At 68.1% G+C, this 20,658-nt stretch carries 17 protein-coding genes; 3 read left to right on the forward strand and 14 right to left on the reverse strand.

Annotated features, from left to right (window positions below; genetic code table 11):
- Positions 1 to 67: 67 nt before the first annotated feature.
- The 9 genes from IEW34_RS07965 to IEW34_RS08005 form a co-directional block, all read right to left on the reverse strand.
- Complete coding sequence (locus IEW34_RS07965) at positions 68 to 1,219, reverse strand: patatin-like phospholipase family protein (protein WP_188608591.1); 1,152 nt, start codon at positions 1,217 to 1,219, stop codon at positions 68 to 70.
- 432 nt (positions 1,220 to 1,651) lie between these two features.
- Positions 1,652 to 3,661 carry an acetyl-CoA carboxylase biotin carboxylase subunit gene (locus tag IEW34_RS07970; RefSeq protein WP_188608592.1) on the reverse strand — a complete coding sequence of 670 codons (2,010 nt, stop codon included), beginning with the start codon at positions 3,659 to 3,661 and terminating at the stop codon, positions 1,652 to 1,654.
- 131 nt (positions 3,662 to 3,792) lie between these two features.
- Positions 3,793 to 4,776: a malate dehydrogenase gene (locus IEW34_RS07975; RefSeq protein ID WP_188608593.1), complete on the reverse strand. Its 984-nt coding sequence runs from the start codon at positions 4,774 to 4,776 to the stop codon at positions 3,793 to 3,795.
- Between the two features lie 81 nt (positions 4,777 to 4,857).
- The gene (locus IEW34_RS07980; RefSeq protein WP_188608594.1) at positions 4,858 to 6,393 is read right to left on the reverse strand and encodes an acyl-CoA carboxylase subunit beta; all 1,536 of its coding nucleotides are present in this window, start codon (positions 6,391 to 6,393) and stop codon (positions 4,858 to 4,860) included.
- 112 nt (positions 6,394 to 6,505) lie between these two features.
- Positions 6,506 to 6,826 carry an SIMPL domain-containing protein gene (locus tag IEW34_RS07985; protein ID WP_188608687.1) on the reverse strand — a complete coding sequence of 107 codons (321 nt, stop codon included), beginning with the start codon at positions 6,824 to 6,826 and terminating at the stop codon, positions 6,506 to 6,508.
- Between the two features lie 6 nt (positions 6,827 to 6,832).
- Positions 6,833 to 7,000 carry a hypothetical protein gene (locus tag IEW34_RS07990; protein WP_188608595.1) on the reverse strand — a complete coding sequence of 56 codons (168 nt, stop codon included), beginning with the start codon at positions 6,998 to 7,000 and terminating at the stop codon, positions 6,833 to 6,835.
- 93 nt (positions 7,001 to 7,093) lie between these two features.
- Positions 7,094 to 7,855, reverse strand: a complete 762-nt coding sequence (locus tag IEW34_RS07995) for an ATP12 family chaperone protein (RefSeq protein ID WP_188608596.1) — start codon at positions 7,853 to 7,855, stop codon at positions 7,094 to 7,096.
- Between the two features lie 86 nt (positions 7,856 to 7,941).
- Positions 7,942 to 9,237, reverse strand: coding sequence for an RluA family pseudouridine synthase (locus IEW34_RS08000; RefSeq protein ID WP_188608597.1), 1,296 nt, complete (start codon positions 9,235 to 9,237; stop codon positions 7,942 to 7,944).
- 93 nt (positions 9,238 to 9,330) lie between these two features.
- Positions 9,331 to 11,337, reverse strand: coding sequence for an acetoacetate--CoA ligase (locus IEW34_RS08005; RefSeq protein WP_188608598.1), 2,007 nt, complete (start codon positions 11,335 to 11,337; stop codon positions 9,331 to 9,333).
- 166 nt (positions 11,338 to 11,503) lie between these two features.
- Here IEW34_RS08005 and IEW34_RS08010 point away from each other — a divergent pair, with 166 nt between their 5' ends.
- On the forward strand, positions 11,504 to 12,112 hold the full coding sequence (locus IEW34_RS08010; protein WP_188608599.1) for an inner membrane-spanning protein YciB: 609 nt from the start codon (positions 11,504 to 11,506) through the stop codon (positions 12,110 to 12,112).
- A gap of 68 nt (positions 12,113 to 12,180) precedes the next feature.
- Here the strand turns inward: IEW34_RS08010 and IEW34_RS08015 are convergent, their stop codons facing one another.
- Complete coding sequence (locus tag IEW34_RS08015; RefSeq protein WP_188608600.1) at positions 12,181 to 13,491, reverse strand: replication-associated recombination protein A; 1,311 nt, start codon at positions 13,489 to 13,491, stop codon at positions 12,181 to 12,183.
- 219 nt (positions 13,492 to 13,710) lie between these two features.
- Between IEW34_RS08015 and IEW34_RS08020 the strand changes: the two genes are divergently transcribed.
- Both IEW34_RS08020 and IEW34_RS08025 read left to right on the forward strand, forming a co-directional pair.
- A complete protein-coding gene (locus IEW34_RS08020) occupies positions 13,711 to 15,945 on the forward strand; it encodes a protein-disulfide reductase DsbD family protein (RefSeq protein ID WP_188608601.1) in 2,235 nt (744 codons plus the stop codon).
- Between the two features lie 58 nt (positions 15,946 to 16,003).
- On the forward strand, positions 16,004 to 16,654 hold the full coding sequence (locus tag IEW34_RS08025; RefSeq protein WP_188608602.1) for a redoxin domain-containing protein: 651 nt from the start codon (positions 16,004 to 16,006) through the stop codon (positions 16,652 to 16,654).
- A 216-nt stretch (positions 16,655 to 16,870) separates the two neighbouring features.
- Here the strand turns inward: IEW34_RS08025 and IEW34_RS08030 are convergent, their stop codons facing one another.
- The 4 genes from IEW34_RS08030 to rpsK all read right to left on the reverse strand — a co-directional run bounded on the left by IEW34_RS08030 (position 16,871) and on the right by rpsK (position 20,528).
- Positions 16,871 to 18,283, reverse strand: a complete 1,413-nt coding sequence (locus IEW34_RS08030; RefSeq protein ID WP_188608603.1) for a Do family serine endopeptidase — start codon at positions 18,281 to 18,283, stop codon at positions 16,871 to 16,873.
- A 198-nt stretch (positions 18,284 to 18,481) separates the two neighbouring features.
- On the reverse strand, positions 18,482 to 18,886 hold the full coding sequence (gene rplQ / locus IEW34_RS08035; protein WP_188608604.1) for a 50S ribosomal protein L17: 405 nt from the start codon (positions 18,884 to 18,886) through the stop codon (positions 18,482 to 18,484).
- A 145-nt stretch (positions 18,887 to 19,031) separates the two neighbouring features.
- Positions 19,032 to 20,057, reverse strand: a complete 1,026-nt coding sequence (locus tag IEW34_RS08040; RefSeq protein ID WP_188608605.1) for a DNA-directed RNA polymerase subunit alpha — start codon at positions 20,055 to 20,057, stop codon at positions 19,032 to 19,034.
- 81 nt (positions 20,058 to 20,138) lie between these two features.
- Complete coding sequence (gene rpsK / locus IEW34_RS08045) at positions 20,139 to 20,528, reverse strand: 30S ribosomal protein S11 (RefSeq protein WP_188608606.1); 390 nt, start codon at positions 20,526 to 20,528, stop codon at positions 20,139 to 20,141.
- Between the last annotated feature and the right edge of the window lie 130 nt (positions 20,529 to 20,658).

Consider the following 20,658-nt stretch of genomic DNA (forward strand, 5'->3'; position numbering starts at 1 on the left):
CGGGACTCATCGGCAGCGCGGATGCCCGGTGCGCGCCGGCACAACAGGGGCCAGCCCAACGCGAGGCTCAGCCGAAATCGAAGGTCGACACGCCGTCGAGCGACGTCGGCCGCTCGTAGATCTCCGGCTGGCGAAGCGCCCGGACGGCGTCGTCGTAGCCCGAGCGCCAGTGGTCCTCCATGCTCAGCCGTGAGAACTCGTAGTCCTTGCTGCTGCCCTCGTAGTGCTTGGACCGGTAGATCAGCTCGACGAGGTTGTAGACCTTGTGGCCGGCATACGGCCGCAGCAGCTCCAGCTCCGGCCCACTCTCGAAGGTCTTGGGCAGCTTGCCGAGCAGCGCCGACAGGGCGCCGCGCAGTAATTGACGATGTTTGAACTGGTCGGTGGCGGCCCGCGTACGGCTGGAGAACCGGATCTCCTTCTCACGCACATCGACCTCGATGAGATCCTTTGGCATCTCGCCCAGCGCGCTCCACAGGTCGACCTGGAAAGCGAGCGTGTCCATGTACGCGCCGCTCGTCTCCACCACCCATTGCAGCGGCGTGTTGGAGATCAGTCCGCCGTCCCAGTAGCACTCACCCTCGATCTCGATCGCCGGGAAGCCGGGCGGCAGGGCGCCGCTCGCCATGATGTGCTCGGGGCGGATGACGTCCGTGGTCGTATCGAAATAAGCGAAATTGCCGGTGCGCACGTTCACGGCGCCGACGCTCAGCCTCATGGCGCCGGCATTGAGCCGATCGAAGTCCACGAGGCGCTCGAGCGTGCCCTTGAGATCGCGCGTGTCGTAATAGCTGGTCGCCCCGACCGAGCCGGGGGCCGAGAACCACGGCGTCGGAATCCGCGGTGCGAAGAAACCCGGCGCGCCCGCCGCCAGGGCCATCGACGCGCTCGACTGATTGAGCCACGACCGCATCGCTTCGCCGGATGCGAATTGGTGGGTCAGGCTGCTGAGCGCGTCCCACGCCGGATGCGCGGTGATGCCCTCCCAGAACGCCCTGAGTTTCGCCAGCCGCTCCTGAGGAGCATTGCCGGCAATGATCGCCGAGTTGATGGCGCCGATCGAGATGCCTGCCACCCAGTCCGGCTCCAGCCCAGACTCGTGCAGGGCTTGATACACGCCGCCCTGGTAGGCACCGAGCGCCCCGCCGCCCTGCAGCAGGAGCGCGATGCACTCGAACGGCGGGCGCTGATCGAGATGGTGGGATCTCAGCTTCTGCATCGGGGGGCTCGTGCGGGGTGGACGCGAACGGGCTGGAGGGAGCCGCGGGACCGCCATGTTTCGGCTTGTTTCGACGTTCGTCAAACGCGGGCCGCGCAAAGCGTTAGCGCGTGCACACTAAACATGGATGACGAAACGATAATTACGGGCCGGCGCCCCTCCCCCGCCCCGGAGCGCTGCAGCACCCGCGCGGCGCAACAGCTTCTCCGATAAAGCCCGGCGGCGCCATTCTCATAGCGGTCGCGCTGCCACCGGCAATGCTGGACGACCGAGGCCCGGCCTCGAGCGTGAACGATGAAACGATGCCCCGGCGATTGCGCCGGGCCGACGGGCCGCGAGGCCGGCAGCGCCCGCCACGGCGGTCAAATCCATATTGGAGCCGTAGGCAAAGCGGAGCGGCATCGCCGCCGCGCCGCCCCTGCTCCCGAGCCGTCAGGCGAACTCGAGGATGACCGCGTCGACCGCCAGGCTGTCGCCTTCCTTGGCGTGGATCTTCGAGACGGTGCCGTCGCGCTCGGCGCGCAGCACGTTCTCCATCTTCATCGCCTCGACGATGGCCAAGGGCTCGCCCGCCTTGATCTCCTGGCCGGTGACGACGGCGATGGACTTGACCAGGCCGGGCATCGGGCAGAGCAGCTGCTTGCCGGTGTCGGCCGCCTGCTTCACCGGCATCAACCGCGCGAGCTCGGCTTCGCGCTGCGTAAAGACGCGGGCTGCGGCGAACGTGCCGGCGTGCGCGATCAGGATGCCGTTGAGGATCGGCCGCACCTGCATGGTGAACGGCTGGCCGTCGATCGTTCCGGCCCATACCGGACTGCCGGGCTTCCAGTCCGACCGGACCTCGATCGCCCTGTCGCGCCCCTCGGGCGTCACCCGGACCGCCTCGCCGCAGTTGCCCTCGACGCTGACCACGTGGGCCACGTCGCCGAGCATGGCCACCCGGTCGCGCTCGAAGCTGACTGGCGTTGCCGTCGGTAGCTGGCCGCTGATCGCCCGTTTGCGCCCGTTCAGCAGGTGATCGATGGCCGTCGCCACCGCCGCCATGCGCTCGGCGACGACGCCCTGGGGCGGCGGATTGGAGAAGCCCTCGGGGAACTCCTCCGCAATGAAGCCCGTCGACAGCGCCCCTTCGCGCCAGCGCGGATGCTGCATGAGCGTGGCAAGGAACGGAATGTTGTGACGGATGCCCTCGATGGCGAAGCCGTCCAGGGCCCTCGCCTGCGCGTCGATCGCCGCCAGCCGCGTCGGCGCGTGCGTCACCAGCTTGGCGATCATCGGATCGTAATAGATCGAGATCTCGCCGCCCTCGTAGACGCCGGTATCGTTGCGGATGGTGATACCGTCGGTGGTGCCTTCCGCCGGCGGGCGGTAGGTGATCAGACGACCCGTCGAGGGCAGGAAGTTGCGGGTCGGATCCTCGGCATAGACACGGGACTCGACCGCCCAGCCGTCGAGCTTCACGTCGGCCTGCGTGAAGCGCAGCTTCTCGCCTGCGGCGACGCGGATCATCTCCTCGACCAGGTCGATGCCGGTGATCAGCTCGGTGACCGGATGCTCCACCTGGAGGCGGGTGTTCATCTCCAGGAAGAAGAACGACCGGTCCTGACCCGCGACGAACTCCACCGTGCCGGCCGAATCATAGCCGACCGCCTTGGCGAGCGCGACCGACTGCTCGCCCATGGCGCGGCGGGTCGCCTCGTCGAGCAACGGGGACGGGGCCTCCTCGATCACCTTCTGATTGCGGCGCTGGATGGAGCACTCGCGCTCGTTCAGGTAGACGACGTTGCCGTGCTTGTCGCCGATCAGCTGGATTTCGACGTGGCGCGGGTTGACGATGAACTTCTCGACGAACACCCGGTCGTCGCCGAAGGACGACTTCGCCTCGGACTTGGCGCGGTCGAAGCCCTCCTTCACCTCGTCCAACGAATGGGCGATGCGCATGCCCTTGCCGCCGCCGCCGGCGGAGGCCTTGATCATCACCGGAAAGCCGATCTCGCTGGCGATCGTGCCGGCATGTTCGGCATCCTCGATGATGCCGAGGAAGCCCGGCACCGTCGAGACGTTGGCGGCGTTGGCGAACTTCTTCGATTCGATCTTGTCGCCCATGGCCTCAATGGCCTTGGGGTTGGGGCCGATGAAGACGATTCCGGCCGCGGCGAGCGCCTCGGGGAAGGAGGCCCGCTCGGACAGGAAGCCGTAGCCCGGATGCACGGCCTCGGCCCCCGTGGCGCGGCAGGCCTCGACGATCTTGTCGATCAGCAGGTACGACTGCGCCGCCGGCGCCGGGCCGATGTGCACGGCCTCGTCCGCCATCTCCACGTGCAGCGCCTCGGCGTCCGCGTCGGAGAAGACGGCCACCGTCTTGATGCCCATCTTGCGCGCGGTCTTGATGACGCGGCAGGCGATTTCGCCGCGGTTGGCGATGAGGATCTTGCTGAACATGCCCCGCCCGCTTCCGTTCGAGTCTTGACAATGGTTGGGGCCCAAGTGGGAACCCTGTCCCGCGTTTAGCGTGTTTCGAGTGTCGTGCCAGCGGGCGATGCGCTCACCGCATCGCCCGGCTTTGACGACGCTCAGGCGAGCAGATGCGCGATCGCCTCGCGCTCGCCGTTCAGTTCGTCGAGCGTCACCTTGACCTTCTCCTGGGAGAACGCGTCGAAGCTGAGCCCCTCGACGCGTGTGTAGGAACCGCCCGAGCAGATCACCGGCACGCCGAACATCACGCCCTCCGGCACGCCGTAGCTGCCGTCAGAGGGGATGCCCATCGACACCCATTTGCCGTCGCTGCCCAGCACCCAGTCGCGCACGTGATCGATGGCGGCATTGGCCGCCGATGCCGCCGACGACTGGCCGCGCGCCTCGATGATCGCCGCACCGCGCTTGGCGACGTCCGGAATGAAGGTATCCTTGATCCAGGCCTCGTCGCCGATCAGCTCGGAGAGCTTCTTGCCGCCGACGGTGGCGTAGCGGTGGTCGGGATACATGGTCGGCGAATGGTTGCCCCACACGGCGAGCTTCTCGATCTCCGCCACCGGTACCTTCGCCTTGGCCGCCAGCATCGACAGCGCCCGGTTATGGTCGAGCCGCAGCATGGCGCTGAAGGCCGAGGCCGGCAGGTCCGGCGCCGATTTCATGGCGATGTAGGCGTTGGTGTTGGCCGGATTGCCGACCACCAGCACCTTGACGCTGCGCTTGGCGCTCTCGTTCAGGGCCTTGCCCTGGACGGTGAAGATCTCGGCGTTGGCGGTGAGCAGATCGGCGCGCTCCATCCCCTTGCTGCGCGGCCGGGCGCCGACGAGGATGGCGATATCCACGTCCTTGAAGGCTTCCTTGGGCTGATCGGTGATGGTCACGCCGGCGAGCAGTGGGAAGGCGCAGTCGTCGAGCTCCATGACCACGCCCTTCACGGCCGGGAGCGCCTGGGGCAGGTCGAGCAGATTGAGGTGAACCGGCTGGTCCTTGCCGAGCAGGTCGCCGTTGGCGATGCGGAACAGCAGGGCATAGCCGATCTGGCCGGCCGCGCCCGTGACGGCGACGCGCATGGGGGTCTTGCTCATGGTGGCTCCTTCGACGGGGCGCGGGCCGGGCCGGCGCCCAAGAGAGACTGGATCCGCTGGCAGCGCTGGGCCCGCGAAGCCTCAGAGGGGAATGTTATCGTGCTTTTTCCAGGGCTGCTCCGCCTTCTTGGCTTTGAGCATGGCGAGCGCGCGCGCCACGCGCCGGCGGGTGGAATGAGGCATGATCACCTCGTCGATGTAGCCGCGCTCGGCCGCGACGAACGGTGACAGGAAGCGCTCCTCGTACTCCTTGGTGCGGGCGTTGATCTTCTCGGGATCGCCGATGTCGCTACGGAAGATGATCTCGACCGCGCCCTTGGCGCCCATGACCGCGATCTGCGCCGTCGGCCAGGCATAGTTAACGTCGCCGCCGATGTGCTTGGAGGCCATGACGTCGTAGGCGCCGCCGAACGCCTTGCGGGTGATGATGGTGACGAGCGGCACCGTTGCCTGGCTGTAGGCGAAGAGCAGCTTGGCACCGTGCTTGATCAGGCCCCCGTATTCCTGCGCGGTGCCCGGCAGGAAGCCCGGCACGTCGACGAAGGTCACGATCGGGATCTCGAAGCTGTCGCAGAAGCGCACGAAGCGTGAGGCCTTGCGCGAGGCGTCGCTGTCCAGCACTCCCGCCAGCACCATGGGCTGGTTGGCCACGATGCCCACGGTCGCCCCGTCGATGCGGCCGAAACCGGTGATGATATTGCGCCCGTAGGCCTCCTGCAGCTCGAAGAAGTCGCCCTCGTCGACGACCTTTCCGATCAGTTCCTTCATGTCATAGGGCTTGTTCGGGCTGTCGGGGATGAGGGTGTCGAGCGACTTGTCGATCCGGTCCGGGTCGTCGAAGCTCGGCCAGCGCGGCACGCCCTCGGTGTTGTTGGCGGGCAGGAAGTCGAGCAGGCGGCGCACCTGGAGCAGCGCCTCCACGTCATTGTCCCAGGCGCCGTCGGCGATCGACGACTTGCTGGTGTGCACCTTGGCCCCACCCAGATCCTCGGCGGTGACCGTTTCGTTGGTGACCGTCTTCACCACGTCGGGGCCGGTGACGAACATGTAGGACGTATCGCGGACCATGAAGATGAAGTCCGTCATGGCGGGCGAGTAGACGTCGCCGCCGGCGCACGGGCCCATGATCACGGAGATCTGCGGGATGACCCCGGAGGAGATGACGTTGCGCTTGAACACCTCGCCGTAGCCGCCGAGCGCCGCGACGCCCTCCTGGATGCGCGCGCCGCCGGCATCGAAGAGGCCGATGATCGGGGCGCGCATCTTCAGCGCCATGTCCTGGATCTTGATCATCTTCAGCGCGTGCGTCTCGGAGAGCGAGCCGCCGAACACGGTGAAGTCCTTGGCGAAGACGAAGACGGTGCGGCCATTGACGGTGCCCCAGCCGACCACGACGCCGTCGCCCGGCGTCTTGGGCTGGCTCGCCATCCCGAAGTCGACGCAGCGGTGCTGCACGAACATGTCGAACTCCTCGAAGGAGCCCTTGTCGAGGAGAAGCTCGATCCGCTCACGCGCGGTCAGCTTGCCGCGGCCGTGCTGCGCCTCGATGCGCTTTTCACCGCCCCCGAGCCGCGCCGCAGCCCGACGCTCTTCCAGCGCCTCGAGAATATGCTTCATCCCGTCCCTCGCGATCGAACCTGTCCAAGGAGTCGCTCGCTCCCTATCACGGCATCGTGCACGGACGGAATAGGGTTCGCGCGCGATGTGGGCCGGCAGTGCACAACGCGCATCACCTGGGCGCGATGCGCCAGCGCATCTGCACGCTGGCGTCGAAGCGGAGTGTGGCGGGCGGCAGGATCGCCAGCGTGCGAACGCCCTCATGCGCTACAGGCAAATCGGCCTCGCCGCTGATCGGCGGTCGCGCGTTGCCATCGGCAATATCGGTGATCTCGACCAGCCGCAGCCCGGCGGCATCGGCGTAGACGTCGGCCTGTTCGCGGGCGTCGATCACCGCCGCGCGCCGCGCTTCGTTCAGGACGGCGCGGCGATTTTTCACATCGAAAGTGACCGTGTTGATCTTGAGCAGGCCGGTGTTGGCCAGCGCCGTGATGTTAGTCTAGTGCCGAGGCGATCGAGCTGTATCCGGCGCCGTCTCGGCAGTGCCCACCCCTTCCACGGCGAGCACGGGCTTGCGGTCTGCCGCCGCCTCCTCGGCGAGGGCAGCAGCCGGCAGTACCGCCGCCAACACGGCGAACGCTGAACGCGCAACAATTGGCATGGTCATCCCCGGGCTCGCGACGAAGCGATTGGGGATCGGGATGGGGCCGGAAATCGGGCCGCAATCCGGCCGGAAAGCGCCGAGGCCAGGCTTAGGCGGTCACGCCAGCGCGAGCAGCTTCGCCGCTGCCGCAAAGTCGGCGAAACGCCGGCTGCGCCGCAGGGTCGCCTCCTCGTCGGCGCCCCAGCGCTCGATCTGATGGTCCTCGTCCACGTGCGCCGCGGCCCATGCGGCCTCGGGCGTCAAGCGCCCCTGCGCCACGGCCAGGGCGAGCACGACGGAGCCGGACAGCGTGGTCAGCACGTGCATGGCAGCAAGGCCGAACGGCACCGGCATGGCGCGCACCGCCGTCTCGACCGCCTCGATCGTGGGCTGGGGCTGGGCCGCATACATCACCCCCTCCGCCAACACGAAACGCGCCCCGTAGCGCTCATGCATCCAGCTCAGCAGTGGATCCCAGCACGCGGTCTGGCGGTCGGCCAGCGACTGCGGCTCCGCCGCGCGGTAGCAGAGAAGATCGCTGCCGCCGTATTTGGCGACCTCGGCGACGATCGGCCGCGGGTCGTCCGAGACCGTATCGAGCGCCGCCATGACCATACGCGTCATCGGCATGGTGGAGGGATCGACGACATCGCGCTGGGCCTGCCACTCCTGTGCCACCGCCTCGGCCGCCGCCTGGGTCGGCAACGCCAGCGGCCGGCGTGCCGTCGTCCGGGCGCCGCGCCCGTCGAGACGGACCGAGAAGCGGCCCTCCTCGTCCTGGGTGACGGCCACCTCCGTGTAGAAGCGTCGCGGCAGCGTCGGCCGCATCGCCCGCTGGCTGATGCGGATCGGATCAGGGTCCTGGTCGGTCGAAGCCATGGCTTGCACTCACGCGGTCGCAGCCGCTGTCGAAAAAGGCGACGACTCCCTAGACGGTTCCGGACGCCGACGGAATTCCCCGGCACCTATTCGTCGGGCGAATCGACAATGGGGTCGTAGCGGCTGGCATCGAACCCCAGGAGGTTCCACGTCTGCGCCATGTGGGGCGGCAGCGGTGCGGTCACATCGACGGGCGTTCCGGTGCGCGGATGGGGAATGACGATACGCCGTGCCAGCAGATGCAATTTCTTCTGGATGCCGCCGGGCAGTTCCCAGTTCTCGATATCGAAGTATTTGGGGTCGCCGACGATCGGATGGCCGATGTGAGCGGCATGGACGCGCAACTGGTGGGTGCGTCCGGTCACCGGCTTGAGGGAGAGCCAGGCCAGCTTCTGCGCCGAATTCTCGACGAGCGCATAATAGGTGACGGCATGGCTGGCGCCCTCGTCGCCATGACGCGCGACGCCCATGCGCGAATCGCCCTCCTCGCCTTCCTCCTTGGCCACATAGGTCGATACGCGGCCCTGCTTGACGCGCGGCACCCCGGCGACCAGGGCCCAATAGATCTTGCGCGCCGCACGCGAACGGAAGCTCTTGGCCAGCGTGGCGGCGGCAAGCCGCGTCTTGGCGATGACCAGGCAGCCGGCAGTGTCCTTGTCCAGCCGGTGAACCAGCCGCGGCTTCTGACCCTCCTTGTCGCGCAGCGCTTCCAGCATGCCGTCCACGTGGCGGCGCGTGCCTGAACCGCCCTGCACGGCAAGGCCCATGGGCTTGTTGAGCACCATGATGTCCCGATCCTCGTAGAGCACCAGCGACTTGATGAAGGCCGCGTCGCCTTCGTCCTGCGCCGGTGTGCGGCTGCTCGGGCGCGCCGAGGCGAGCTTCAGCGGCGGGACGCGAACCTGCTGTCCTGCCTCGAGCCGGTCGTTGGGCTTCACGCGGCCGCCGTCGACGCGCAGCTCGCCCTTGCGCACGATGCGCTGGATGTGGGTGAAGGCGAGCTGCGGGAAGCGGGCGACCAGGAAGCGGTCGAGCCGCATGCCCGCCTCGTCCGGTCCCACGGCGAGCGTCTGGACGCCGCTGGCCAAGGTCTCCGCGGTCTGCGCCTTGGCCGCCGCCCGCGGCTGGGCCGGGCCGCGGGGCGGCACACTGCCGGCGCCGGCCGTGCCACGCTCGTCCTGACGCCGGCCGACGCCCGCCGCCCGGCGCGGCGGCGACGTCTCGGCCGCGCCCGGCCGCTTTCCGCGGCCCGCGGCCCCCGCAGCGGGCTTGGACTTCGCCGGGCCGCCAGCCCGGGCCCGGCCGCCGGCCGCCTTCGAGGCGGCACCCGGGCCGGAGGCGCGCGGCGGCCTTGCGCCGCTCCGTCCGCCAGCGCGCGTCATGGGAAGCTCCTCAACATCATCTGCGGTCCACGAAAATGAGGGCACGACACCCGGGCGGCGAGCAGACCGCGGGTAAGGGCCGGGCCGATGATCCTACCCCGTCGCGGCGGGCTCTTCGGCAGCGGTGCGCGCGGCGGCAAAGGCGATATACCAGTCGAGGCTCGTCGGGTTGGCCATCGCGTCACGGTTGGCGATGCCGGACGCCGCGTGGCCGAGCAGCAGCTTCTTGATCGGCACCTCCAGCTTCTTGCCGGATAGCGTGTAGGGCACCGCGGGTGCGGCGACGATGGCGTTCGGCACGTGGCGCGCCGACAGCGCCTGGCGGATGCGGACGTTGATCGCGCCCGCCAACCGGTCGTCGAGCGTGGCCCCGTCGCGCAGGACGACGAACAGGTAGAGGAACGACTCGCGCCCGAGAAACTCCAGATCGACCACCAGGCTGTCGGCGACCTCCGGAAACTCGTCGACCAGCCGGTAGAACTCGCTGGTGCCCATGCGGATGCCATGCCGGTTGATGGTCGCATCCGAGCGGCCGTAGATGATGGCGCCCCCGCGCGGCGTGATCTTGATCCAGTCGCCGTGCCGCCAGACGCCCGGGAAGACCTCGAAGTAGCTCTCACGATAGCGCCGGTCGCCGGGATCGTTCCAGAATTGCAGCGGCATGGAGGGCACGGGCTCGGTGCACACCAGTTCGCCCACCTCGTCGATCACCGGGTGGCCGCTCTCGTCGAAGGCCTCGACCTTGTGCCCCAGGGCGCGGCACTGCATCTCGCCGGCGTAGACCGGCAGGATCGGGGTACCGCAGATGAAGGCACCGGCAAAGTCGGTGCCGCCGGAGATCGGCGACAGCCAGATATCGCTGCGCACGTTGCCATAGATCCATTCATAGGCTTCCGCCGACAACGGCGAACCGGTCGACGACAGGGCCCGCAGGCTGCTCAGATCGGCAAGCTCGTTGGGCTTCAGACCGGCCTTGGCACAACCCGCGAAATACGCAGCGCCGGCCCCGAACACGGTGACCCTGGCCTGCTCGACGAATGTCCAGAGCACGCCGAGGTCGGGATAGCCCGGGTTGCCGTCGTAGATGGCGATCGAGGCGCCGGAGGCGAGCGCCGCGACCTGCGCGTTCCACATGATCCAGCCCGAACTCGTGTACCATTGCGCCGTATCGTCGGGCCCCAGATCGCAGTGCAGCGCCTGCATGGCGACCATTTCAAGGGTGATGCCGGCGTGGCCGTGCACGATCGGCTTCGGCAGCCCCGTCGTGCCCGACGAGTAGACCACCCAGAGCGGATGGTCGGCCGCGACCGGCAGGATCGCGAGCGGCGCGCGGCGCGCCGCCAGTTCGCTCCAATCGTGCGCTCCCGGGAAGAGCGCGTGGTCCACGGCCGGCTCGAGCCGCGGCAGGATCACGACCGCCTTCAGGCTGGGCAGCTCGCGCGCGATACCGGCGACCATCGCGCCGCGGGCAAAGGGCTTGCCGGCATATCGATAGCCATCGGCCGCGATGAGCACCTTCGGCTCGATCTGCGTGAAACGGTCGAGGACCGCGTTCTCGCCCATATCCGACGAGCACAGCGACCAGACCGCGCCAAGGCTCGCCACCGCCAGGAAGCTGACGATGGTTTCGGGAATGTTGGGCATGATCGCCACCACGCGGTCGCCCGGGCCGACGCCGAGCTCGGCCAGCGACGCGGCCATGGCCGCCACCTTGGCGCGCAGCTCGCCCCAGGAGATCTCGGCGGTCGGGACGCCTTCCGACGCATAGACGATGGCGCGGCAGGAGGGGTCGTCGCCCCGGTGACGCAGCACCTGGTCGACATAGTTGAGCCGCGCGCCCTCGAACCAGCGCGCCCCGGGCATCTCACGGCTGGACAGCACGGAATCGTAGCGGCGCTCCGCCTTGATGTCGAAGTGATCCCAAACGGTCGCCCAGAAGGTCTCGAGGTTGTCGACCGACCACTCCCACAGGCTCTGATAGTCGGTGAACGCCAGCCCGCGGTGTTCGGCCAGCCACGCCATGTAGTGCGTGATCCGCGCGCGTTCGACATAGGCCGCGGTGGGCGTCCAGAGGAGCTTGCCTTCGCTCAAACCGACCATCCGATATCCTCCGGGGCAGCGCGATCGCCGGCGCAAGGACCGGCCATTGCATTTCGCCCCGCCGCGCTCATTTCGTGTCTAGCACCCCAGCCGCGTCGGTGCAGCAGCCACCGTTGCCGCTGGCCGGCCGCGGGCGCAGCGCTGGCGGTCGCAAGAAGGACTGCCCATGGCGACCGCCCTGGCCGAATTGTTCGGCGACTTTCTGTCGACCATCATCTTTCTGGCCGTCTTCGGTGTCACCGGCGACATCATTCTCGCCACCGGTCTCGCCGTCGGCACAGCCGTGATGCAGTTCGCCTGGATGCGCGCCAGGGGCCATGCGATCAACCTCATGCAATGGTTGAGCATCGGCCTGGTCCTGGGGTTGGGCGGCGCCACCCTGATCACCCATGACAGCCGATTCGTCATGTTCAAGCCGAGTATCGGCCATTTCGCCGTTGGCGCGGTCATGCTGCGGCGAGGCTGGATGGGTCGCTACCTGCCGCGGCCGGCGCGCGACAACCTCGACCCGGCGGCGATCGACGCCGGTGGTTACGCGTGGGCGGCGCTCATGTTCGCGCTCGGACTGATCAACATCGCCATCGCCCTCACCGGCGACATGCGCCTGTGGGGCTTCTACATCACCTTCGTCGCCGTCGGCGCCAAGGTCCTCGCCGGGCTCGTCAACTATGTCGTACTGCGCACGCTCGTGGCCCGCTCGCTGCGCGCCAAAGCGCAAGCGGCCCGCCCGGCTGCGCCCTTGGCCGACAAGCCGCCGGCGCATGAGGCGCTTTGACCGGGGCCACTGCCGAGTTGAAGTATCGCCAGGCCGCGACATCCCGATCGCCGAAGCGCACTCGGCGCCTAATCCTCGCGACGCTCCCGCCGCAGTTTCTCCCAATACTCGAGACGCTTGGCAATCTCGCGCTCGAAGCCCCGTGGCGCGGGCGCGTAGAAGTGCTGGCGGCCGAGCTTCTCCGGCCAGTAGTCCTGCCCCGAAAAGGCATCCGGGGCGTCGTGGTCGTAGGCATAGCCCGAGCCGTAGCCTTCGGCTTTCATCAGCTTGGTCGGCGCGTTGAGAATGGTCTTGGGCGGCGCCAGCGAGCCGGCGGCCTTGGCTGTCCGCGTCGCCGCGCCGAAAGCCAGGTAAGCGGCATTCGATTTCGGTGCCGTGGCGAGATAGATCGCGGCCTGAGCCAGCGCCAACTCGCCCTCCGGCGAGCCCAGGAAGTCGTAGGCGTCCTTGGCCGCGTTGCAGATCACGAGCGCCTGCGGATCGGCGAGCCCGATATCCTCGATGGCCATCCGCACCAGCCGCCGCGCCACGAACAGCGGATCCTCCCCCGCGTCCAGCATGCGCGCCAGATAATAAAGCGCTGCATCCGGGTCGGAGCCGCGCACCGTCTTGTGCAGCGCCGAAATCAGGTTGTAATGGCCATCCTGCGTCTTGTCGTAGATTGGCGCGCGCCGCTGCACGACCTCCTGCAGGTGCTCGATGTCGAACACCTCGCCCGGACGCGCAGCGCGCCAGACCTCCTCCGCCAACGTGAGCGCCGCGCGGCCGTCCCCGTCGGCCATCCGCACCAGGGAGGCCCGCGCTTCCGAGTCGATCGGTAGTGGCTTTGTCTCGATTCTCTCGGCTCTTAGAAGAAGATCCTCAATTGCCGTCTCATCGAGCGGCTTGAACACCATGACGCGCGCGCGAGACAACAAGGCGGCGTTGAGCTCGAACGACGGATTCTCGGTGGTGGCGCCGATCAGCGTGATGGTGCCGTCCTCCACCACGGGCAGGAAGGCATCGAGCTGGGCGCGGTTGAAGCGATGGATCTCGTCGACGAACAGCAGCGTCCCCTGGCCGGTCGAGCGGCGCCCACGCGCCGCCTCGAACACCTTCTTGAGGTCGGCGACCCCCGAGAAAATGGCCGAGATCTGCTCGAACTTGAGCTTCGTCTCACCCGCCAGCAGGCGCGCGACCGTGGTCTTGCCCGTCCCCGGCGGGCCCCAGAAGATCAGCGAACCGAGCGCACCGGAGGCGAGCAGGCGCGTGATCGCCCCATCGGGCCCGACCAGATGATCCTGCCCGGCGACGTCGGCCAGACAGGCCGGCCGGAGCCGGTCCGCGAGCGGACGCGGCGCCTCGCGCTCCAGCCCCGCGGCAGCAAAGAGATTGGTCATCGTTCAATTCCCTGCGCCATTCGCCCGACCGGGGCGGGACGGCGTGGACGGCTCACGTGAGCATGGTCTTGCTCACGTACGAGATTATGTAACGATCGCCGGATCGGATACGAATGGCTATCGGACGGCAGGCATGGCGCCCTATTGCAGCCGCGAAGGCGGTTTTTAAGCAAGACGTCGGGTTTTGCGGCGCCGGGAGATCCCATGCGGGGAGACGGAATGACACGCGCCTTGCGCATACGGGCGTCGCTCTTAGCCACCCTGGCCCTGCTGGCACTGGCGGGCCTCGCGGCCACGCCCGCGGTGGCCGCCGGCAAGCGCAGCGACCTGGTCAAGGCCGACCTCCTCGCCGAGCCAGCCGCGGTTGAGGCCGGGCAGCCCTTCTGGGTGGCGCTGCGCCTGCGCATGAAGGAGCACTGGCACACCTACTGGCGCAACCCGGGTGATTCCGGCCTGCCGACCGAAATCAAATGGACGCTGCCGGCCGGCTTCACCGTCGGCGAAATCGTCTGGCCGACGCCGGCCCGCATCCCGGTCGGCCCCCTCGTCAACTTCGGCTACGACGGCGAAGCCGTTCTACTCACGCAGGTCATGCCGCCCAAGGACCTGGCGGCTCGCGGCACGGTCGGGCTCCAGGCCCACGCCACCTGGCTCGTCTGCGAGAAGGAGTGCGTACCGGGCGAGGCGCAACTGTCGCTCGACCTGCCGCTCGCGGTCCCCGGAAGCCCCGCTGCAGCGAACCCTGACAACGCCGCGGTCTTCGCGGCCGCCCGCGCCGCGCTGCCCACCCCCCAGCCCGGCAAGGCCACATTCGAGGCCACCGCTCAGACGCTCACCCTGAAGCTCGAGCGCCTGGGGGCCGGGGACGCGGTCACCTCGGCCTATTTCTTTCCGATCGACGACAGCCTGATCGACAACGCGGCCGAGCAGGCGTTCAGCCGCGAGGGCGACGGGCTGACGCTGACCATGGCCCGCAGCACCCTGGCGAGCGCCACGCCCGCCGCAGTCGCCGGCGTCCTCAGTGTCACCGACGGCACCGCCGCGCGCCGCGCCTACGCCATCGACACGGGCGGCAAGGCGGCCCCGGCCCTTACCGCCGCCCCTGCCTTCAGATCGGGCGAGGGATCGCCGCCCGCGACCCGGCCGCCCCCCGGTGGCGGGGACGTGCTCACGTTGCTCGGCGCCGCCGCGCTGGCGCTGCTGGGCGGCATCGTGCTCAACCTGATGCCGTGCGTCTTCCCCGTCCTTTCGATCAAGGTGCTGGCCCTGGCCAACAGTGGCGGCGAAACACCCGGCCACATGCGCCTGCACGGGCTCGCCTACGGCGCCGGCGTACTGGCCGCGTTCGGTGCCCTGGCCGCCGTCTTGCTGACCGCGCGTCAGGCGGGCATGGAGGTAGGCTGGGGCTTCCAGCTACAATCGCCGATGGTCGTGGCCGCCCTGGCCTACATCATGCTCACCATGGCGCTTGCCCTGTCGGGCGCCATCCATATCGGCGCGTCATTCGCCGGCATCGGCGATGGTCTCACCCGGAGGGCGGGCCTCTCCGGCTCGTTCTTCACCGGCGTGCTGGCGACGGTGGTCGCGAGCCCGTGCACGGGTCCGTTCATGGGCGCAGCCATCGGCTTTGCGCTGACGCAGTCGGCTGCCACCGCCATGGCCGTGTTTCTGGCCCTGGGCCTCGGCTTCGCCCTGCCCTTCGTGGTGCTCGCGTTCTCGCCCGCACTGCTGCGGCGGCTGCCGCGCCCCGGCCTGTGGATGGACCGGCTGAAACAGGCTTTGGCCTTTCCGCTCTACGCGACGGTCGCCTGGCTCGTGTGGGTGCTGAGCCAACAGGTGGGTCCCGCAGGGCTGTTTGCCGCCCTGGGCGGGCTGGTCCTCGTCGCCTTCACCGTCTGGCTCATCGGCATCGCCGGGCTCTCGCGCGGTGGCCTTGCCTGGGCGACGCGGGCCGTGGCCCTCCTCGCCATTGCCGCGTTGGCCGGCCTGGTCAACATCGTCAGGGAGGACCGACTCGGACCGGCCGCGCCGCAGGCACTGGCGCAGGAGCAGGGCGTCGAGCCCTTCAGCCAGGCGCGCCTTGACGAACTGGTGGCCGCCGGCCGGCCGGTGTTCGTCAACATGACCGCGGCCTGGTGCATCACCTGTATGGTCAACGAACGCGTGGCACTGGCGACCGATGCGGTTCGGGGGGCCATGAAGGACCGCGATATCGCCTATCTCAAGGGCGACTGGACCAATCAGAACCCTGAGATCACCCGGGTGCTGGACCGGTATGGACGCGGCGGCGTGCCGCTCTACCTGCTCTACACCCGCGGGGCGGAGCCGATCGTGCTGCCACAGGTGCTGACGCCAGCGACCGTGATGGCGGAGTTCGCGCGCGTTACGACGCGAGCCGCAGAGCGCGCGCCGGACGGCCCCTCCGGGGCCACCCCGTCCCGCTCGCTCTTCTGAGTTGCTTCGTACATCCGCGTTGCGTCGCGTTACCCCTCACGAACCCGGGAGTTTTGCCATGACCTTTGCATCACCGGCCCGATCGCGCCGTGCCCTCCTCGTCTTGTCCGCCCTCGGCGTCGCCGCGCTCGGCGCCTCGGCCGCCTACGCGGCCACACCGTCGGCGGCCGCCAAGGTCGGCCAGCCGGCACCGGCCTTCTCCGCCACCGATGCCAGGGGCAAGCCGGTATCCCTCGCCGCCCTCAAGGGCAAAACGGTGGTGCTCGAATGGTCCAACCACGAGTGCCCCTTCGTGCAGAAGCACTACACCGGCGCCATGCAGGCCTTGCAGAAGAAGTGGACCGGACAGGGCATCGTGTGGCTTACGGTGCTGTCGTCGGCCCCAGGCGAGCAAGGCGGCGTCAGTCCGACCGAGGCCAACAAGCTGAGCGTCGACCGGGGCGCCGCACCGACCGACGTGGTGATGGACCCCAAGGGTGAGCTCGGGCGGCTCTACGGCGCCCGCACCACCCCCGACATGTACGTGATCACACCGGACGGCACGCTCGCCTACATGGGCGCCATCGACGACAAGCCGTCGACCAACCAGGCCGACCTGAAGACCGCCCGCAACTACGTGGACGAAGCGCTTGTCGCGGTCACGACGGGCAAGCCGGTCGCCGTGTCGGCAACGCGCTCGTACGGCTGCTCGATCAAATACTCGTCGTAAGAGCGCTGCGCTTCGGCTTGATCGAGAGGTTTCGCCTTCACCCGATCAGGCCGAGAGCCCGCGAGCGTGTCGCCCTTCAAGCGCGATCGGCTGCTTCCACCCGAGCGCGCGAGGCGCTAAGGCATTCCGCGTCTCTTCAAATCGCCGAAATGCTCTATCTATTTGATTTGTCGCGTTTTTTTCACGCGAACCGGCTTCCACTTCGCTCGAAAGCGTCTAGCCGTTGAGAACGGCCGTGAAGACCTGGCCGGCCCGATTGATGGTGATCTCCCAGAAGCGGGCACGCTGGTTCAGCGCGCGATCGAGGTCCTTTGACGATTTGATCGTCTCGCCGTTCACGGCCAGGATCACGTCGCCCTTGCGCAGGCCGACGCGCGCCGCATCCGTATCCTCGGGCACCTCGCTCAGCACCACGCCCTCGCTCGCCACCTCCAGAGAGAGCTCCTCCGCCACCGCCGGCGACAGATTGGACGCCGTCGCCCCGGCGAAGGGCGAGCGCGCGGGCAGCTTGACCGCCTCGCGTGGCCGCGTCTCCGGCGCCGGGCTGAGCTTGACGGTAAGGGTGAGCTTCTGGGTGCCCCGTTGCACCGTGAGCGCCGCCGTGCCGCCCAAGGGCTTGGTGGCAAGCCGGTAGCCGAAGGCATCGGGGTCCTCGATGGTCTGCCCGTCGACGGCCAGGATGAGGTCGCCCCGCTTCAGCCCCGCCTCGACCGCCGGACCCGCCTCGAACACGCCGGCGACCAGCGCTCCCGTCGGCCGGTCGAGGCCCATGCTCTCGGCGATGTCTGCGCTAACGACCTGCAACTTGGCGCCGAAATAGGGACGTCTCACCGACTTGCCGCCGCTCCTGGCCGACTCGACGACGATCCTGACCATGGCCGCCGGAATGGCGAAGCCGATGCCGACGCTGCCGCCGGAGCGCGAGAAGATCGCGGAATTGATGCCGACCAGCCGTCCCTGCATGTCGACGAGCGCGCCGCCCGAATTGCCGGGATTGATGGCCGCGTCGGTCTGGATGAAGAACTGGTAGTCGCCGATGCCGACCTGGGTGCGCGCAAGCGCGGAGACGATCCCCTGCGTCACCGTCTGCCCCACGCCGAAGGGGTTGCCGATGGCGAGCACCAGGTCGCCGACCTCCAGGGTATCCGAATTGCCGATGGCCATGACCGGCAGAGGCGCGTGGGTGCCCTTGATCCGCAGCACGGCGAGATCCGTGCGCGGATCCCGCAACAGGATCTCGACGTCGAACTCGCGCTTGTCGGCAAGCGCGATCTTCACCTCCGTCATGTTCTCGATGACGTGGTGGTTGGTGACGATGATGCCGGACGGATCGACGATGACCCCGGAGCCCAGCGAGCGCTGTACCCGCTCCTGCGGCACGCCGAAATCGCCGCCGAAGAAGCGGCGAAAGAACGGATCGTCGAAGAACGGATTCTGCTGACGCCGCTCGACGCGGGCGCCGTAGACGTTCACCACCGCCGGCGCCACCTGCTTCACCACCGGCGAGAACGACAGCTGGATCTCACTGCGTGACTGCGGCGTCGCGCGCTCCTGCGCCGAGGCTGGCAGCGCCAGGGCGGCGACGAAGAGGACCGGAAACAGGCGGGGCAGAAGCGGTGATGCGCGCATGGGGTCAACCGTCAGATGGAGACCGACTGCATATAGGCGGACCGTCGGTCAGGGCAAACCCGCCTGCCTGCTGCCGCCCGCCCGGGCGCTAAAAGCACGACGCAACCGGATGAGGTCATCCGGTTGCGCGGACGCGCTCCAGCCTTCGAGGCACTTCTCCGCAGCCGCAGCGCGCCTGCGGGCGCGCCTCTGAACGGCTTACGCCGCTTCCTGGGTCGGGCCGGAATCGATGCCCTTGGCGTCGACGTCACGGTCCACGAACTCGATGACGGCCAGCGGGGCATTGTCGCCATAGCGGAAGCCGGCCTTCATGATGCGCAGATAGCCGCCCGGCCGCTCCTTGTAGCGTGGGCCCAGCACGTCGAAGAGCTTCTTGACCATGGCGACGTCGCGGATCTGCGCCACCGCCTGCCGGCGCGCGTGCAGGTCGCCGCGCTTGCCGAGCGTCACCAGCTTCTCGACGATCGGACGCAGGTCCTTGGCCTTCGGCAGGGTGGTTGTGATCTGCTCGTGCTTGATCAACGCGGCGGCCATGTTGGCGAACATGGCCTGACGATGCTCCGACGAGCGGTTGAAACGCCGATGGGCGAAACCGTGACGCATGTTGGCTATCTCCTGATTATGCGACCGCCGTGCCACGGTACGGCCGCTGCTTTGTTGTCGCCGCCGACCGGCGCTGAAGACGGGACACCGGCGTCCCGCCCCATCTTTCAAGTTCGAGAGACAGCCCCTCTTTCGGGGCCGCGCCTCAGTAGTGCTCCTCGAAGCGCTTGGCCAGATCCTCGATGTTCTCCGGAGGCCAGCCCTGCACTTCCATGCCAAGGTGCAGGCCCAGCGTCGCCAGCACTTCCTTGATCTCGTTCAACGACTTGCGGCCGAAGTTCGGGGTCCGCAGCATCTCGGCCTCGGACTTCTGAATGAGGTCGCCAATGTAGACGATGTTGTCGTTCTTCAGGCAGTTGGCCGAGCGGACCGACAGCTCGAGCTCGTCGACCTTCTTGAGCAGGGCCGGATTGAACGGCAACTGAGGTGCAGCAGAGACACCCGCCTCCTCGCGCCGCGGCTCCTCGAAGTTGACGAAGATCGCAAGCTGATCCTGCAGGATGCGCGCGGCGTAGGCGACGGCGTCCTCAGGCGTCAGGCCGCCGTTGGTTTCCACCTCCATGGTCAGCTTGTCGTAGTCGAGGATCTGCCCCTCGCGGGTATTTTCGACCCGATACGAGACCTTGCGGACCGGGCTGTAGAGACTGTCCACCGGAATGAGGCCGATGGGCGCATCCTCAGGACGGTTGCGCTCGGCGGGCACGTAGCCCTTGCCCGTGTTGACGGTGAACTCCATCCGGATCTCGGCCCCGTCGTCGAGCGTGCACAGCGGCAGGTCCGGATTGAGGATCTGGATGTCGCCGACGGCGTTGATGTCGCCCGCGGTCACCTGACCGGGACCCTGCTTGCGCAAGGTCATGCGCTTGGGGCCGTCCCCCTGCATCTTGATGGCGATCATCTTGATGTTGAGGACGAGATCGGTCACGTCCTCGCGGACACCCGGGATCGACGAGAACTCGTGCAACACGCCGTCGATGTGGACCGCGGTCACCGCGGCCCCCTGCAGCGACGACAGCAGCACACGGCGAAGCGCATTGCCGAGCGTGAGGCCGAAACCCCGCTCCAGCGGCTCGGCCACGAGCGTCGCGACCGACTTGCGGTGGTCGCTGGCGGTCACCTCGAGCTTGCTCGGCTTGATCAATTCCTGCCAGTTTTTCTGGATCACGAGCACACCTCTGCGGATCTCGATTGCGTGGCGTCGGTGACGGCGCCACCAACGACAAAGCTCCGGCAAAGCCGGAGCATCAATTGATCAGACGCGGCGGCGCTTGCGCGGCCGACACCCGTTGTGCGGAATCGGGGTCACGTCCCGGATCGATGTCACAGTGAAGCCCGCCGCCTGCAGCGCCCGTAGCGCCGACTCGCGGCCCGAGCCCGGCCCGGACACCTCGACCTCCAGCGTGCGCATGCCGTGCTCGGCCGCCTTGCGCGCCGCGTCCTCGGCCGCGACCTGCGCGGCATACGGCGTCGACTTGCGCGAACCCTTGAACCCCATCGTTCCGGCGGACGACCAGGAGATGGTGTTGCCCTGCGCGTCGGTGATGGTCACCATCGTATTGTTGAACGAGGCGTTCACATGCGCGACGCCGGAAACGATGTTCTTGCGCTCGCGACGGCGGACGCGTGTGGCTTCCTTGGCCATGCTCGGTATGTTCCTTCAGGCGCGCCCGTCGTGCCAGGCGCTCGGGATTGAGACAGCCCCTCAGGCGGCGGCCTGCCGCCCTCGGGACGAAAGTAGATAGGCAGGCGAGCGGCCGACCAATGCCGGCCGC

This window comes from Chelatococcus reniformis, assembly GCF_014640075.1.
GTDB lineage: Bacteria > Pseudomonadota > Alphaproteobacteria > Rhizobiales > Beijerinckiaceae > Camelimonas > Camelimonas reniformis.

Bases quoted from the DNA above. Each gene is read 5' to 3' on its own strand.
- IEW34_RS07990 (WP_188608595.1), bottom strand. From the start codon at position 7,000: ATGACCATGCCAATTGTTGCGCGTTCAGCGTTCGCCGTGTTGGCGGCG.
- IEW34_RS08025 (WP_188608602.1), top strand. From the start codon at position 16,004: ATGACCTTTGCATCACCGGCCCGATCGCGCCGTGCCCTCCTCGTCTTG.
- IEW34_RS07995 (WP_188608596.1), bottom strand. From the start codon at position 7,855: ATGGCTTCGACCGACCAGGACCCTGATCCGATCCGCATCAGCCAGCGG.
- IEW34_RS08000 (WP_188608597.1), bottom strand. From the start codon at position 9,237: ATGACGCGCGCTGGCGGACGGAGCGGCGCAAGGCCGCCGCGCGCCTCC.
- IEW34_RS07980 (WP_188608594.1), bottom strand. From the start codon at position 6,393: ATGAAGCATATTCTCGAGGCGCTGGAAGAGCGTCGGGCTGCGGCGCGG.
- IEW34_RS07975 (WP_188608593.1), bottom strand. From the start codon at position 4,776: ATGAGCAAGACCCCCATGCGCGTCGCCGTCACGGGCGCGGCCGGCCAG.
- IEW34_RS08010 (WP_188608599.1), top strand. From the start codon at position 11,504: ATGGCGACCGCCCTGGCCGAATTGTTCGGCGACTTTCTGTCGACCATC.
- IEW34_RS08015 (WP_188608600.1), bottom strand. From the start codon at position 13,491: ATGACCAATCTCTTTGCTGCCGCGGGGCTGGAGCGCGAGGCGCCGCGT.
- IEW34_RS07970 (WP_188608592.1), bottom strand. From the start codon at position 3,661: ATGTTCAGCAAGATCCTCATCGCCAACCGCGGCGAAATCGCCTGCCGC.
- IEW34_RS08030 (WP_188608603.1), bottom strand. From the start codon at position 18,283: ATGCGCGCATCACCGCTTCTGCCCCGCCTGTTTCCGGTCCTCTTCGTC.
- IEW34_RS07965 (WP_188608591.1), bottom strand. From the start codon at position 1,219: ATGCAGAAGCTGAGATCCCACCATCTCGATCAGCGCCCGCCGTTCGAG.
- IEW34_RS08020 (WP_188608601.1), top strand. From the start codon at position 13,711: ATGACACGCGCCTTGCGCATACGGGCGTCGCTCTTAGCCACCCTGGCC.
- IEW34_RS08005 (WP_188608598.1), bottom strand. From the start codon at position 11,337: ATGGTCGGTTTGAGCGAAGGCAAGCTCCTCTGGACGCCCACCGCGGCC.
- rplQ (WP_188608604.1), bottom strand. From the start codon at position 18,886: ATGCGTCACGGTTTCGCCCATCGGCGTTTCAACCGCTCGTCGGAGCAT.
- rpsK (WP_188608606.1), bottom strand. From the start codon at position 20,528: ATGGCCAAGGAAGCCACACGCGTCCGCCGTCGCGAGCGCAAGAACATC.